Annotated in this window: 13 protein-coding genes; 6 read left to right on the top strand and 7 right to left on the bottom strand. The window is 41.6% G+C overall.

Features of this window, described 5'->3' with window-relative positions:
* Positions 1–3 precede the first annotated feature (3 nt).
* From RIG27_RS20015 to RIG27_RS20005, 3 genes are all read right to left on the bottom strand, one after another.
* Positions 4–990, bottom strand: coding sequence for a sulfotransferase family protein (locus RIG27_RS20015; protein WP_446348041.1), 987 nt, complete (start codon positions 988–990; stop codon positions 4–6).
* A gap of 33 nt (positions 991–1,023) precedes the next feature.
* The gene (locus RIG27_RS20010) at positions 1,024–1,866 is read right to left on the bottom strand and encodes a glycosyltransferase family 2 protein (RefSeq protein ID WP_446348040.1); all 843 of its coding nucleotides are present in this window, start codon (positions 1,864–1,866) and stop codon (positions 1,024–1,026) included.
* Between the two features lie 271 nt (positions 1,867–2,137).
* Complete coding sequence (locus tag RIG27_RS20005) at positions 2,138–2,869, bottom strand: CatB-related O-acetyltransferase (protein WP_446348039.1); 732 nt, start codon at positions 2,867–2,869, stop codon at positions 2,138–2,140.
* A gap of 258 nt (positions 2,870–3,127) precedes the next feature.
* Here RIG27_RS20005 and RIG27_RS20000 point away from each other — a divergent pair, with 258 nt between their 5' ends.
* The 6 genes from RIG27_RS20000 (at position 3,128) to RIG27_RS19975 (ending at position 8,779) form a co-directional block, all read left to right on the top strand.
* Positions 3,128–3,958: a glycosyltransferase family 2 protein gene (locus RIG27_RS20000; protein ID WP_446348038.1), complete on the top strand. Its 831-nt coding sequence runs from the start codon at positions 3,128–3,130 to the stop codon at positions 3,956–3,958.
* Between the two features lie 39 nt (positions 3,959–3,997).
* Positions 3,998–4,621 carry a class I SAM-dependent methyltransferase gene (locus RIG27_RS19995; RefSeq protein WP_446348036.1) on the top strand — a complete coding sequence of 208 codons (624 nt, stop codon included), beginning with the start codon at positions 3,998–4,000 and terminating at the stop codon, positions 4,619–4,621.
* Between the two features lie 87 nt (positions 4,622–4,708).
* Positions 4,709–5,539: an FkbM family methyltransferase gene (locus tag RIG27_RS19990; protein ID WP_446348035.1), complete on the top strand. Its 831-nt coding sequence runs from the start codon at positions 4,709–4,711 to the stop codon at positions 5,537–5,539.
* Between the two features lie 65 nt (positions 5,540–5,604).
* Positions 5,605–6,474 carry a glycosyltransferase family 2 protein gene (locus RIG27_RS19985; protein WP_446348034.1) on the top strand — a complete coding sequence of 290 codons (870 nt, stop codon included), beginning with the start codon at positions 5,605–5,607 and terminating at the stop codon, positions 6,472–6,474.
* Positions 6,475–6,562: 88 nt separating this feature from the next.
* Positions 6,563–7,546, top strand: a complete 984-nt coding sequence (locus RIG27_RS19980) for a sulfotransferase family protein (RefSeq protein WP_446348033.1) — start codon at positions 6,563–6,565, stop codon at positions 7,544–7,546.
* Between the two features lie 42 nt (positions 7,547–7,588).
* Positions 7,589–8,779 (top strand): glycosyltransferase, encoded by a 1,191-nt coding sequence (locus RIG27_RS19975; protein WP_446348032.1) that lies wholly within the window; start codon positions 7,589–7,591, stop codon positions 8,777–8,779.
* A 385-nt stretch (positions 8,780–9,164) separates the two neighbouring features.
* Here the strand turns inward: RIG27_RS19975 and RIG27_RS19970 are convergent, their stop codons facing one another.
* From RIG27_RS19970 to RIG27_RS19955, 4 genes are all read right to left on the bottom strand, one after another.
* Positions 9,165–10,229 carry an exostosin domain-containing protein gene (locus tag RIG27_RS19970; protein WP_446348030.1) on the bottom strand — a complete coding sequence of 355 codons (1,065 nt, stop codon included), beginning with the start codon at positions 10,227–10,229 and terminating at the stop codon, positions 9,165–9,167.
* A 44-nt stretch (positions 10,230–10,273) separates the two neighbouring features.
* Positions 10,274–11,509: a glycosyltransferase family 4 protein gene (locus tag RIG27_RS19965; protein ID WP_446348028.1), complete on the bottom strand. Its 1,236-nt coding sequence runs from the start codon at positions 11,507–11,509 to the stop codon at positions 10,274–10,276.
* Between the two features lie 385 nt (positions 11,510–11,894).
* A complete protein-coding gene (locus RIG27_RS19960; RefSeq protein ID WP_446348026.1) occupies positions 11,895–12,971 on the bottom strand; it encodes an acyltransferase family protein in 1,077 nt (358 codons plus the stop codon).
* 175 nt (positions 12,972–13,146) lie between these two features.
* Positions 13,147–15,939, bottom strand: coding sequence for a DUF4114 domain-containing protein (locus RIG27_RS19955; protein WP_446348024.1), 2,793 nt, complete (start codon positions 15,937–15,939; stop codon positions 13,147–13,149).
* Between the last annotated feature and the right edge of the window lie 513 nt (positions 15,940–16,452).

Here is a 16,452-nt window from a genome sequence, read left to right as displayed (position 1 = left end):
GAATTACGTGTGTGTGTGTAACTTCTGAAAGTTAGGTAAGATTTGTATTTTATGTTTTATCAATGTAGGTTCAACAGCACAATATAGAGCGCCATAAGGTATGAGAAGGAGATCCTCTAGAATCAGGTGCGAGTTAAAAGGGATAGTGGCAAGTTCAGTCAATATTTCATCCAAACTATAACCCATTACTGCTAATCGTTCTTTACCAATCCAATGCAAATATTGACGACACCAACTCTTCCGAATAGAGTTAGTCATGGTAAGCTTCCATTCACTTATCGGTTCCTTACTAATCGATTTATACTGCTTGACTCCTGTGGAATCTCCAAGCAACTGATTTTCCAGTTCAATGGGTTGTGTGTTAGATACAGGATCAAAAGGCAGTTCTAAGTAGGCAAATAGTTGCTGCAATTCAGCTATTGGATTAGAAACTAGAGCTTCATATTGTAAGCTGTAAGCTTGGTTTCCATATTTTTCATAAGCATTAACTAGATTAACCAGACCATCAAATATATCTATTTTGTGTCTATAGAGCTTCCACTTACCCTGTTCCCAGGTATCTAGTATGGAAGCGACTATGGCTAACGGATTTCGCCATAAGAATACAAATTTTCCTTCAGGAAAAAGGCGAAAAATATCCTCTGCAATTAAATAGTATCGAGGAGTTTTATCTAAAAAATATTTGGCATTTTTATCAGCAACTTTAGAGTAAAGTCTTAAGATAAATGAGCGCATTTCTGCGAAGTAATCATCTTGACCGTTAGGTAGCTCATCACAGAAGCTATCAACAGCTTGTGTCAAGAAAAAATGACCATATTCACTATAAACTCCCTTCTCTTTAAGCGTATAAAGATAAGGAAGCAATATCCAGGGTTCCATGGCCGTGCTGATCTTTTCATGTGAGGCGAGAAGACGCTGCAGTAAAGTTGAGCCGGAACGCGGCATTGAAAAAATAAACAAGGGTTTTATGTCTGGGGTCGAACTAATCATCTAAAATTACCTATGATTGAATCTAGTCTCTTGTTAAGATTTTTTAGTGGATTTAATAGTTCTATCCACCTTCTCTGGAAGAATAATCTTTCTAGCTACAGAACGTCCTCCTTTTAAAATAACTTTGGCAATAGCTAACCAAAACCCTTTAGCACCAATATGATTTTTGAGCAACTTTTGATTCAACATTAGTACCTGATATTGACATTTAGTATGTATTAGCAAATTACTTTGCGATAGTCCAGATTTAGTCTTACGGTAATTGATTCCAGCAATGCCAGAGTGTATCCATTGATTAGGACAGGCTGCTAAGCGAATCTTAAAGTCCCAATCTTCGTATATGGGAATATTATGACGCATACCTAAAACATCTAAGTAGAGTTTTTTGGGTAAAAGCATATCTCTAGGAATTGGTCCTAAGCGATGGGACAACCAGTGCAATCTTTGGACGGTATCAAATTTAGAAAATCTGGAAATATCCCAATCGTCAATTAGCTTCCCTTCCTGGTTTACTAGCCGAACATCTGAATAAGCTATTGCGCTAGGCTTATTTTGTATAGTGATAAACTCCTTCTCGATTTTTTGAGGAGAGTACCAGTCATCCCCATCAAGGGTTGTCAATAACTCACCATTGGCTTCTCTGATAGCTAGGTCTCTGTTGGCGGCTACCCCAAGATTCTTTTCTCTGAAAATTGGTTTAATCTGGCAGTACTCTTGAGCAAGGGACGTTATTAAATTTCTAGATCCATCAGTTGAACCATCATCGGCGACAATAATTTCAGCTACGGGCACTGTCTGGTTAAGTACACTAATTATAGCATCCTTCAAAAATTTACCTTTATTGTAGCTAACAATTATACAACTAATACGAGACATAATTACACTTTTGAACCCACTGCCGTCCTCTTAACCTGCCATAACCATAAGCCAAACACCTTGGTTTGTCTATGGACATCACTCAACCAGTTACTTCCTGTTGAGATCGCTCTAGATGTCTAGATGATACCCTACTTTACCCATCTGCGATCGCCAAGGCATGAAAAATTTTGCCCTGCATCCTGAAGTATAGCGGTTATCGCTTTCGTGAGGTACATTTTTAGGGATGAACAGGCTATCTAGTTCTGAATGATACACGTTATGAGTTAAATTATTTAACTTGAGTACGATTATCTGATGTATGTGGAATATTAATTTTATCTATATAATTAATCAATTCATTAATATTATGAAAAAGTTTGAAGTTATTTTTCAGCCATTCTTGATCTTTGTTCCACCACTGAAAATCCATCAAACGGTCAATTATTTCTTGCTCAAATCGATAACGGATAAGCTTGGCAGGAACACCACCATAGATAGCATAAGGGGGAATATCTTTAGTCACAACAGCTCCAGTGGCGACAATGGCTCCATTCCCAATGGTTACACCATCTAAAACGATGACATTAGCGCCAATCCAAACATCATTACCAACTGTGATCGGTTTCCTTTCTTCTATATAATCTTGATCGGCAAAAGTGATACCGGCTTGTTTTTTCGTTGAGTAGAAAATAGGATGGCTAGAAACGAAATCTTTAGAAGGATGTATCCCCCAACCAAACAGGCAACGGGGACCAATACTACAAAATTTTCCCATAGAAGTCTTAGTGATCAACGTTTTGCCGCATACATAAGAAAAGGAGCCAATAGAGGATTCGATGACTAATACCTCGCTGTCTATACGAACATTAGGTTCTAGTTCTGAATCTAAAACGATGGATAAGTATCCTTGCTTGAATTCTTTAAATGTAAATTGATTTTTTAGCCAATTTATTAAAAAGCGCAGATAGGTGGTCAGAGGATTTTTGAAGAAAATATGTAAAGTTTCCTTGATCTGGATCATTTCAATTAAAGAGTTAGTTGATTTAGCCTATTACTATTCTGCCGGAATGGTGTGTTTCAGTAATTTTAAGGGAATGGAAAATGTTTAATTTTTGAACTTGCGTTTCGATGGGCTACACATTGTTCAAATCTAAGTATATGTTCACAAAAGTATATAAATGTTCACAAAAAGCCATATTTGATACACTGACCCTTTATGCTATAATCTATCATCAAAGCAAAATAAATATATACTACATAGATTTACGGTAGCTAAAGCATGACCACTATTAGCTGTATTATTGTCAACTACAATAAAGAGAAGTTTTTGCAGAAAGCTATAATGAGCGTGGTTAATCAGACAATGCCAGTTACTGAACTTATAGTAGCAGATGATGGGTCTACAGATGGATCAAGAGAACTCATTACATCCCTAGCTCATAAATATTCCCAAATTAAGCCGATTTTCAGAGAACAAAATCTGGGAGTTGCCGCAAATAGGGATTTAGCGATTCGTGCGGCTCAAAGTGAGCTAATTACGACCCTCGATGGTGATGACTGGTACACGCCACAAAAAATAGAAAAGGAGTTTTTAGCGCTACAAGGTAGCATGGAAACTATAGCTTATTCGGATGTTCAGTTAGTTCGTGGTGAAGATGAATCGATTTTGTATCGGGATAATTCAGATTTGGCTAATTTGGATATCAAGCAAAGATTGCGATGGTTAGCAAATGGGTCTGGTTCACCTCTTCGAGATCTGCTTATCCCTAAAGAACTTTACATAAAGGCAGGTGGAATGCAACATGGTAGGAATCTGTACGAAGATTGGGACTTACAAATCCGCTTAGCCGCCTGTCCTAATCAATGGAAGCATTCTGGCATTGTTGGCATCAATTACCGTAAGACAAATGCGGGACTTTCAACAACAAGCTCACGACTGAGGCATATTCAAGCCCAATATCAGGTGCTTACCTCAAATCAAGAATTGCTTAAAGAACATATTGGAGAACTGGGCTTTTGGCTAGCTATTGTCAAACTTATGCTCAAAGTAACCCGTTCTGCACTAGGTATTCGGAGCCAACTTAAAAGGTTGCGCTTGGGTTATCCGTAAAAATAATCCAAATCATGAGACATTATCAGGGATGAAATTATGAAAAACTACAAAGAAATTAACATAGCGCAAGAAGTAAGTGAAACTGATCCATTCACTTTAGAAAGATACAGGCAGTTTTTTCGCCACTTTCCTGAGCAAGTAAAAACAGTTCTTGACGTTGGATGTAACACGGGTAGAGGTGGAAGGATTCTCAAGGAGTTAAATCCGCATCTGCAACTTGTGGGTTTAGATTGTGTTGATAGCCGTTTAGCTAAGATCCCAAAAGAAATTTATTCCAGTACAATATGCTCATACTCAACAAACATAGATGCAGTAGATTCATCATTTGATGTTGTCGTTTCCGGAGAGTTTATTGAGCATATTTATCCAGATGAAGTGATTAAAACCTTACAAGAATTCTATCGAATCATTAGAGCCGGTGGTAGACTACTGCTAACAACACCTAATCCTAACTACCTGCGTCTAAAGCTGACAGGGGGAAGTGTTTTAGGTGGCGCTCATGTCTCACAGCATTATCCTAGCGACTTGAAACAGCAATTAGAATCAGTGGGTTTCGTGAATGTTCAACTCATGGGAAGTGGTAAAATGACTCGTATCTTAGGCGAAAGATTACCGATTCTTGCCGTTTACGGCAGCTATTTAACGATTGGTGAGAGATAATAAAGGAATCCTGAAGCTAGATCAACCCATGACTCGCGATCGCACTGCTGTATTTAGCAATAAACATTGACTTACAAGAACAAAAATATGTCTACCAAAACATTTCAGGCTTATTCAAGACAATTAAAAAAATTGTTTAAAGATAAAACATTTAAGCCTTATCAAATAAATAAAACTTGTGATGGACTATCATTTAATTTTATAATTGGTGATTTAGATGGTCAAGAATGGTATATTCCTTCAGCCTCATCACCTGATAGTGATTTAAATCAAGAAATGGGATTTTTGAAAGAAAAACTCATTGAACCAGGAGACGTAATTTTTGAATGCGGGACTCATCATGGTTGGACAACCCTGCTTTTATCTAAATGGGTAGGTGATACCGGTCAAGTTGTTGGCTTTGAAATCAACCATCATAATGCACAGATTGCCAAACAGAATATGGAACTAAATTCCATAAATAATGTGACCATAGAACAAAAAGCTACAGGTGCTTCTGAAGGAAAAGTCAGGATGTTCCGAAAATCTAATGCATCTGTGACGCCTAAAAATACCATCTCTTGGGGGATGATCAAAAACTTGATTTATGGAGTAGAAGATGTCGAGATGATATCCCTTGATAGTTACGCTCAACAGAGAAATATCAAACCAACCTTGCTCAAAATAGATGTTGAAGGGTACGAAGCTGAAGTTCTTAAGGGCGCAAAAAACATCTTAGAAAGCACTCCCAAACTGGAAATTGAAATACATACAGAAATTCTCTCGCGACAAAATACGTCAGTCCAAGAAATTTTGGACTTGATTGATATTAGTCGTTATCACTGTTGGATTCAATGGGATGAATTGGAAGCACCGATAGATTTTGATCCGCAAGAGGAAATTAAAAAGCGAGTTCATTTATTCGCGATTCCTAAATAAGGAAAGCTCCCCGATACAATTATGGTCAAATTAATGACCACATACATTACAGTTTAAGTTAATCCATGACTCGCGATCGCACTGCTGTCTTGATCACCTGCCATAATCGTAAACCCAAGACTTTGGCTTGTCTAGAGGCTTTATTTAGCCAGGCAATCCCTAGCCATTTTACCCTAGATGTCTATCTAGTCGATGATGGCAGCACCGATGGTACAGCCGAGGCAGTACAGCAGACTTATCCTCAAGTAAAACTCTTACTAGGGGATGGGACTCTCTACTGGAACCGGGGAATGCACAAAGCCTTTGCTGAAGCACTTCAACATGACTATGACTACTACCTCTGGCTTAACGATGATACCCTCCTTTACCCAGAAGCATTATCCTGCCTCTGGCAAACCTCCCACAACCTAGCTAAACAAGGGTATGAAAAAGCTATTATCGTTGGTTCCACTCACCATCCAGACACAGGTAAACTTACTTATGGGGGAGTCGTGCGAAAAACGTGGTGGCATCCCTTTAAATATCGTCTAGTGGAACCGAGTACAGAACCCCAACCAGTAGAAACCCTAAATGGTAACTGCGTATTGATCCCCCGCGCCGTTGTTCAAATTCTGGGAAACTTAGATCCCACCTTCAGTCATAGCATCGGTGACACCGACTATGGCTTGCGATCGCACCGTCAGGGGTGTAGTGTTTGGGTAGCACCAGGGTATGCTGGAAAATGTCAGACGAACCCACCCCAAGGACACCCCTGGCATGATCCAAACTTTACCATGAAGCAGCGATGGCAAGCCGTTACTGATAAAAAGGGTTTACCCCCCAGAGAGTCAAAAATATTTTGCCAACGTCATGCTGGTTGGTTATGGTGGTTCTATTGGTTACTCCCTTATGTACGGTTAGGGTTAGTTTCACTATTAGCTAAAGCGAATAAATAAAAAGAAACGCTGAATACAGCCACAGATAATGCCCATTTTATACTATAATATCGTCCTATCGCATCTACTCAATTGAGTAATTTACCACATGACTCAAACATCAATTAAAAACATACCCCCTGTTTTTATTGTCAGTTCAGGCAGAGCAGGCACTACCTTGTTAAGGGGACTTTTGAACGGTAGCAATCAAATTCATATTCCTCCAGAAAGTGATTTTATTACTAGGGTGTACCCCTTCTATCACAACAAGCAACATTTTAGTGACGAGGATTACCGGAAAATTATCCAACTTTTCATTAATACCTCTGAAGATCATGGATGGGAGATGACAGAAAAGTATTTGTTGACTTGTTTGCATGAACAGTCTCCCCAAACCTTTGCTGATATAAATTCCACTATCTATAAAGCTTATCTCCAACAAGTTGGACTAGAAACTCAACAATGGGGAATCAAACGCCCTGTGTTAATTGCTGGGATTGATAGAATTATTAACACTTTCCCTGAAGCTAAGATTGTCCACGTTGTCAGAGATGGTAGAGATGTGTCTTTATCCTATAAAGAAATCCATCAGAAGGGTGTCATCAAATTTGGTCCTAAAGGCGTCGTAACCAATGCGCTTTACTGGATTGACGGACTCAGACGTATTGAAGAAATTAATGATATCGATTTTTGTGAACTGCGCTATGAAGACTTATTAAGTGATCCTGCCGCAGAATTAAAAAAACTTTGTGTATTTTTAAACATAGACTACGAAAAATTTGTGACCGATAACAGCAATCCAATAACTAGCCAAACTACAGCATTAAAGACTCAAAAAAAATTATTTATCCGGAAGATTAGTGAAATCAAGCCAACAAATACGAAAAAGTATTTAGCTAAGATGACCAAGCTTAATCGGTTCATCTATGAATTAATCGCAGAACCTTATTTAAGAAAATATAACTATCCAATTGAATTTAAGATTGTCAGTTTTCCGCTCTGGCTCCCGTTAAGAAATCTTGCCTACATGAGTGCCAGACTATTTAACAACTGGCGATATCACAGACGTGATATCGAAACATATAATCAATAAGCAACTATGTAGATCATCCTTATAGAGGTCAGTAAAGTGAATGTGCAGAATTCTATCCCTATCGCTTGGCTGCTTCCTTCAATGGAGCGACAAAATTACTGGCAGCCACTATTCAAAGAATTTACCAAAACCTTTCCACAAACCACCGTTTATACAGGGTTTTGGGAAGGATTTGTTCCGGGTTTAGAAGGAGTATTTACTGTTGAAGTTGTGGGCAAAACGGAGTTTAAACCTAGCCGTCAAGGTATTGGTTACAGTCCTGGCTTGATACACGTATCGCCTAAGATTATTGGTTATCTGCTCAAGTTTCGACCCCAAGTCATTTTTGTCAGTGGTTTCTCCCTCTGGACACTCCTTACCTTGCTATTTAAACCCTTAGGTCAATGGAAAGTAGTCATTGTTTACGATGGCAGTTCACCAACCATAGATTATATCAATTCCAGACCGCGTTTAATCCTGCGAAGTATAATGGCTCGTTTCGCAGATGCCTATATCACGAATACGAGTGGAGGTAAAAATTATCTGACCAAAATCCTAGGTGCTGAAGCACATCAAGTTTTTGCTCGACCCTACCAAGTACCGGATGTAAAAACCTTATTAGGACAGCAAGAAGAAGAAGAAGTAAACAATGAATCTCATTTGCCACGTCCAATTTTCTTATTTGTCGGAAAACTCCTTCACCGAAAAGGGTTACAGTTTCTATTAAAAGCTTGTGCTATTCTCAAGCAGCAAGGCTATCAGCAATATACCTTGCTTATCGTAGGCGATGGAGAACAACGAGAAGAATTGGAAGCCTATAGTCAAAACCAGGGTTTGACTGATTGTGTAAACTGGGCGGGTTGGGGAAACTATGATAAATTAGGGGCATATTTCCGCACAGCCGATGTTTTTGTTTTTCCCACTTTAGAAGATATCTGGGGAGTGGTTTTGCTGGAAGCGATGGCATTTAGCAAAGCCATTTTGTGTTCTAAATGGGCAGGTTCTTCGGAACTAATCGTTGACGGAGAAAATGGTTATATTTTTGACCCTTATAATCCTGAAGAATTAGCTGAACGCATGAGATATTTTATCGATAATCCAGATTTAATTTTGTCCATGGGTCAACGATCGCAGCAGTTTATCGCCCAGCATAATCCAGAAGCTGCTGCTAAGTTCCTGGTGGAAGTGACCCATTTTGCTTTGAACCATCGTAGGGGCAACCCGCCGAACAAAATCAATACAACCAACCTATAAATCTTTTCGTGGTCGCCCTGCATCAAGTATCAGTAATTATCTCACACCGCGTACATTTAGACTGGGGCGAGTCGAGACACATTAATTCTCACACCGTCACATTGGCTCAGTGACCATCCGTGTCAACTTAAGCTCAACCCCTCACCCCCAGCCCCTCTCCCACGCCGGGGAGAGGGGAGCAAGAAAATCCGGTTCCCCTTCTCCCGTGCAACAAAAGCGAAGCATCCTCTGTCCTCCCCCCTCTTGTAGGGGGGAACGAGGGGGGTGGAGAAGGGGTTAGGGGATGAGGGGGAAATTTTGAGCCGTAGATAGACATAGCTGAAAACCTTGCCCGCATTGGTTTTCGACCTTAAGTTGACTGACACCAATGCTCAACGACTCGCCCCTACATACCCCTACATATCCTGTCACGTCCTTTCAAAATTTTCCCAAATATCTCTGGATAAAACTGCGCTGGCGTCAACTGCTCAAAAAGTAAACGTAACTGTCGCTGCAAATCGCAAAATTCCGATGCAGAAAACTGAGAATGCCATTCCCACAACCGATCTGGTAACTCCTGCAAACGGGTAGACGGAACCCGGACAATAAACTGCTCCCACGATATCTCGTCCTCCAAGGGCAACATACAATCTGTATCTATTAATATCGGAATCTTCCCCAGAGACAGGGCTTCATAGAATCGCCAACTATAATTATCCGCCCCCCGAACGCAAAGAGCATAAGCATTACGCTGCAAGTTATCCAGGAATTGGTGACGCCTATTCCCCTGTACAGTGGGTTGTAATCTTGTTGTTCCCCGCCCTAGAAAATCAGTCTTAATCCGAGAATCTCGTGCCAAAACCTGCATAGCGTCAACTCGCAGTGGATAACAACAGGTCATGCGAATCCCACGAGTTGTCGCACAGAAAAAATTAGCTGCCATATGACGAGTTAGGCTTTTAGGCATCATCTTCCAAATCCTAAGTCCCATTGTTCCCCCTTCTCGACCACAAAAACTGACACTGGGTAAGGGTTCCTTTTCCCTAGGTTGCCAGTCGCGAATACCCAATTCTGCCATCAGATCAAACCCATCCCCACCGAGGAACGCTGGACTAATAATCACCCTTGGCTCCTGTAATGAACGATACCAAGAAAACCGGATAATATAGTCAAGCCATCCAGGTTTTCGTCGTTCGTGGCTGATATCAAAACCAATTGATGGTAATCCCTGCTTGGTAACCATCATGCCAATCTCTTTGAGTCGCTTGGGGTGATAGAATGAAGCATTTGATGGCAGCAGAAACCCATCAGCGTTTTCATCCTCAACAAATTCAAACGTCTCTTGTATAACCTGGTTAAATTGGGGAGAATATACACCACGCCATGCTTTGAGCAGAGGACATCCATCTGGGAATCTATCCGCTTGAGCTAGTTCAACACCAAGAGTTGTCAGCTTCAGCTTAAGCTTCATAAATATAGACTAAATCTTTCAAGCTATTTCAAAAGGTTTCAGCTTTAAACGGCTTGGTGCTTTTGCGCCAAAACTTCTTTGTAAAGCTGAGCCCACACTTCTCCCTTAACATCCCAATCATAAACCTCCTGCACTCGCTTTTGACTTGCCCGTCCCAGACGAACTCGTAACTCTGAGTCATCTGCCAAGCGAGTCATCGCCTCCGCCAATCCCTGCACCGCCTGCTCCGGATCAGACGCCGGGACTTTAATCCCTGTCTCCTGTGTAACCTGGGTCGCTGGTCCACCCAAATCCAAACAGATGACTGGACGACCTGCTGCCATTCCTTCTAGGCACGTTAATCCACCAGAATCATGCAGACTGGGGTGAAGCAACACATGGCACTCGCCCAACTTACTCAGAGATTGCTCACGAGGTAAATTGCCCCAAAACTTAACTTGAGACTTAACCCCTAACGCTTCAGCCAAAGCTTGCAACCGCTCCCGTTCAGGTCCATCCCCCAGCAACCAGTACTCAACACCCGGAAGCTTTGCCCTAGACAAGGCACGCACTGCCAAATGATAGCCTTTCCAATGCAAAAGCCTGCCCATGCTGATAAATTTTATAGAAGAATTTTCAGGAATTCTGTACTGTGCCAGACGATCAATCTCTAGCTTCGGTAAACCCGTTTGGGGAAACACCTGCACGTTTTTAGCCCCTAGCTTCGCCAATCGCTGGAGACTTTCTTCTGTTGTCGCTAAGGCTGAGACACTCCGTCTCGCGGTAATGCGAGTAAATGGATCTTGCTCTCCCAGACGTTGAGCTAGGTCTCGCAGAATTTCGTAAACTTTTCCCCGTAGACTAAAATCAGCCCAGAACGACTTAGGAGCCTGTTCGCCACCTCCTACTGGTCCCCAAATAAAAGGAATAGGCAACAAGGCGAGAAAACTTGGAGACCAAAACTTGCCGTAGGTAACGTGATGCACTATATCAAAACCCATCTGCTGATGCAGCGGACGTGCTTTAAAATAGGCTTGAATCTGCCAAAGGTAGTAGTGAAGTTGGACGACTCCTTGCTGTCCTCTCCAGTCTTCTGTCCAACCAAAGGGATCAAAGTAAATAAAGTGCAGACTAGGAATTGGATGGCGGGAAAGTTCTGCCTCAATCGCTGACTGGAAAATGGTTCGCGTTAGTACCCAAGTTTCATAGGATTTAGCTAGTGCCGAGATTGCATTCCAGCCAGCTCCTTCCTCAGAGCCGCAGCCCGGTTCACAAGCATAAGCAGATACTAGGATTTTCATCAAATACCTCTTGGTCAAAAAAAATAAGGACATTCCTAATCTTAAATCTTAGTCCCCATGGACGAGTCGCGCATCCCTTATGCAAAAAGAAAACACCTATAGTCTTCCTTGAGGGGAAACCCGCTTGCATTGATTATCCACCGGAGTGTACTCAAATTTATCGGGTCGCCCTATATCGCTCTCTTGTCACTTTCGGAAAGGCGAAGCCTAAAACCCTTACTCTGAGAGAGTTTGACAATTTGCCCCTATTTCATGAGTTTCTATCAGTTTCTCAATGCCCAAATGCTTGACAGCAAAGGCTTTCAGCAATCAGCTTTGATAGTTCTGTTCCCAGAGTGACAATAGAGCGCTATACTCGCCCCTTGATCAGAATTGTATCAAGAACCTACGTTAGCTTACGAGGCAGCAATTGCGCTCTTAATAGTGTAATCAATGGTTTTTCAATATAAGAGTAGACCAAACATCCTAATCCTATCGTTAACGTGAAAATCATCAGAGCCACCGCATTGATGACTAGAGGAGGTGACGTGACTACACTTGAATTTAATTTGGTCATGACCTTGGCAATATTACTTACAAAAAAACCATGTGTCAAATAAATAGAATATGAAGCATTTCCGATATAAACCAAGAATACAGGAATTTTAATAGTTTTGTTTATTTCAACAGCGGCAGAACCAAGAATCAGTAAAGCAAAAGCAAAAGCCCACATTATTCCAGTCCCGTCATCTATTACCTGGCTTTGATACATGGTCAAAAATAATGCCAAGAGGAACGTCGCTAAGTAATTGAAAAATAAACCTCGTTTAAAAGTTATTTTTTGGGTTGATATGATATAAGCAATTAATCCCCCTAGTAAAAATTCTAAATTAATTGTATTGAATATCAAATTCAATATTGGTATACCTTGAAAGCTTTCTATAAACCAAACCGAATTAATCAAAATACCTGTTGTCCACAATATAAATAATGGTAAAAAACGTTTATATCCTACAACTATTAATATGCCAAAAATAATATAAAAGAAAACTTCGCAACTCAAAGTCCAACTCACATTTAGCAGTCGCTCTTTCTGAGGATAAAGTGAAATATTCTTAAGTGAGCTCAAAAAACTTAAATCATAAGTGCTATTCCCGTAATTTATAAAAAATAATGCCACAATTTTGCATATTAAAATAGTCCAATATAAAGGATATACACGTATAAAACGCTTCAAAATATAGGACTTTATCTTATTCGGATGACCGATGTCATTTTGGTGAACATAATATATAATAAATCCACTTAAAACAAAGAAAAAATCTACCCCTATCCAACCGACTCCACCAATGTTAAAAAAAAATTCTTGTTGATTAAATTGCTGAGATAATATTACGCTTCCATGAAAAAACAATACTAGAATTGCTGCTAAACCTCGATATACTTGTAAAAGATCGATTCTTTTTAAATTGCTATTCTTCATGATAGATTGATGTATGACAAAAGACTTAGTTTCATGGTTACATTTGAACAATTCTTGGGCAATGATACTAGGTCTTTATGTTCGTATAGAGGGTAGAATGGTTCAATAAAAATAATCGCTTATTTCCTAACGATTATTCAGGGACTCGCCCCTTCACCCTCCTATTTGGAACTCCCTAAATAAAAGTCACCTGAACTACCATATCATTATAATCGCGATCGCCTCCACCAAATTTATCCTCAAACCCAAAGGTATTATCCCCCAAAAGGCGGACGTGGTCTACCCCATCTGGGTTAGCCCCGATAAAGGCAAAATAAGCCATCACGTCTTCACTACTCTGATTAGCGGGATTCTCTGCCAAAAACTCCTCTACAGTGCCATCGCCGATAATAAATGGGGCAACTAACGTCCCAGCCGGGAGTCCCGCGTTTGTGTCCAACCCCTGACTCACCGCCGCCTCAGCATAACCGGAGTCACCCGGTAGCAAACCCCCAATCCGACCATCCGAGTCATCAATGACATAAAATCCAAAGTCATTGTCATACTCCGCGTCACTATTAACCCCAAACACAGTCGGAATCATACCCGTTACCTGATCCCGTAAGTCAATGAGTTCTGTTTCTTGTCCTCCTTGTAACTGGGTTCCGACTCCTGGCTCACTCTCCGCCAGTTGAACAGTGAATATGAGGTCATCAAAGTCCCCATCGTTTCCATCGTCCCACGCCAGGTGATAACTATTATCACCCAGTTCCGATACCTGTAGAGGGTCAAACTGATCCCCATTAGCAGAAGTTAAGCCAAAAAATACATTATCCGGAGTCCCTCCAGCCGCTAAATCAGCCCGTACCATATCCGTGGTACTATCTTTGATCAGGTAAAACCCAAAGTCCTGATCCCCATCTATGCCAAATTGACGGGTAAAGCTTAAATCCGGAAACTGATTCCCCGGAAGCACAGAGAAAACAACCTGGGATTGGCTGAGGGCGGCGTCCAGATACCCCGCTTCCCCAGGCGCAATACCGTTAATATAACCTGACTCATCATCCACCAAAAAAATGCCAACTTCATTCACCCCATCCGTGTCACGTCCGGTTAAATTAAATTGAAGTTGAACCCTATCTGAGTTCCCTTCCACGAAGAAAACATCTTCAGATGTGCGATTTAGTGCGGGTTCCTGGATAGGTGGAGGGCTAGGTACAGGGGGGGTTATGCTATCGGTGGTTCCCTGGGCGAATGTAGCTGACGAGTCTCCACTGTCGTTAATTGCCCTAATGCGATAGTAATATGATGTATTAGCCGTTAAGTCGGTATCTCGGTAACGGGTAATATCAGCCCCTGTGGTAGCTACTACCGTCCAATTTTCTTGGTCGCGCGATCGCTCAATCTTAAATCCGGTTTCATCCTGACTATTATCCGCCCAGGTCAATTCAATTTCTGTAGCTGAAACGGCTGTCAGGCTTAAGTCGCTTGGCGCTGTGGGAGCGGTATCTGGAGAACGGCTCACTAAAGCCCCCCCTGTCACTAATGGATTACCTGGTTTGGGGGCGATTTGTACCGTACCTCCATTATCGGTAAACGCACCCAGTTGAGGATCAACCAGCGTCACCCCATCGGTTACTTTCGTATCCTCTGGATTGGGATAATTGGACTGAAAGTTACCGCCCCCATCGTTAAATACTGTACCGGTGTGATGGAAAATATCCCAAGCATTACCGCCATTATTCGCTAAGTTATCTGCAACCAGGCTATTTTGGAGCGTAACATTACGTCCACCTCCCCAGAATCCAGCGCCTTGAAACCCAGCATAATTATTGGCAACAGTGGTATTGGTAATCATCGTGGGTTGAGAACCATTCGCTAAAAGAATTGCTCCCCCCAAACCGTTCTTACCATCGGTTGACTCGGCTTTATTCTCGTAAAAGGTACTGTTTTCAATGGTGACTGGGGATTGTTCTCCTACCCACAAACCCCCGCCTTGAACTAACGCCCGATTATTGGCAAACGTAGTGTTACGCACTGTCAATTTGCTATTCCCGTGTCGCAAGCCGCCGCCGAGAGAATCACCGTTGATAGATTCAATCACCTGATTATCGATAATCGTGCTATTTTCGACAATCACCTCGTCGCCTTCGTACCCAAATAACAGCAGCCCTCCTCCTTGTCCGGCGCCTTTATTGCCCTCAAATCGACTGTTGCGAATCTCAATTTTGCCAGAGGTACTGCTATCACTGGTTGCTGAAGCACCATCAGTATAAATGGCACCACCGTAACCAAAGGTATGGGGTCCTATTGAACCGCCGGGAGTCGAGTCATTATTAGTGAAGGTGGAGTTTTCTACAATTAACCCGCCCAAGACTGTGTTAATCGCACCACCGTTAATTCCAGTATTTTTGGTAAACTGACTATCTCTGACGGTAAGTGAGCTTTCACTTTTAACCGCGATCGCACCACCACCTCGCTCACTCTTACCCGTCAGGCTATTCCCTTCAGTGCTATTGCCCTCAAATGTACTGTTAATGATAATATTACTACTGCGAAAACCTGCATAAATCGCCCCCCCACCTTCACCATTGGCATGATTATTCTTAAAGGTGGTATTTTCTAGGGTTAACTTAGTGTTGCTAAATGTCCAAAGTCCGGCCCCTGCACCATCTTCACCCTTCTGTGTCGTCTTCCCATCCGCGATAGTCAGATGCTTAAACGTAACCTCTACAGGTTCCCAGGGTGGATCTCCTTGAACAAAAAGAACACGGGAGGTATTATTCCCACTAATGGTTATACCCGGAACATTTTTACCGTCAATTGTCAAGTCTTTATCAACTTCTAGCTGACCACTGGTGAGGGTAATGGTCTTATTCGCTAAACTCGATGCAAATTGAATCGTATCCCCTGCCTGGGCTTGCGCGATCGCAGCTCTCAGAGAACCCGCCCCACTGTCAGCAGCGCTTGTAACTATAATGGTAGTCATAAATTTAGAATGCACCCGTTTTTTGCCAGATTGAATCTATCCCTCGCCCAGAACGTGAAACTCAACGTTTATCTAGGTCAGGGGATTCTATACAGGGCGTCACCGTGTTAATACATCATCAAACTCGGATTAAAACTCATAATCCATGAACAATGATGCGAACTAAACAGTGTCACCGAGTTGGCTTAGATCATGTTTCAAGTCGAGGGACTTGTGACAAATTTAATCGCTAGACTGAACCCTGTAAGTATATTTTTCTCTGTCTGTAGTAAAACTACTCAATTTAATCAACTACTGTCTACCCAAAAATAGACTCTTTACAGACTCTTCATAAACAGCCTGTCGTATCTTCATGAAAACTTCACAGTAGATTTGACCGAAGACTTGGGTCACAAGCCCCGTCCTTGTCGGACGGCTTTTGATAAATCGTTCTGATGTTTTGTCAAAAGTGTGTATAATACGGAAAGGAGGTGATGCAAGTTGTTTAGTCTAACCTACGAATTCAAGCTTAAG

Origin of the sequence: Coleofasciculus sp. F4-SAH-05, assembly GCF_040222985.1 — a bacterium.
In the GTDB taxonomy this organism is placed as follows: Bacteria; Cyanobacteriota; Cyanobacteriia; order Cyanobacteriales; family Coleofasciculaceae; genus Coleofasciculus; species Coleofasciculus chthonoplastes.
This window is presented reverse-complemented; position numbering and strand designations above follow the sequence as displayed.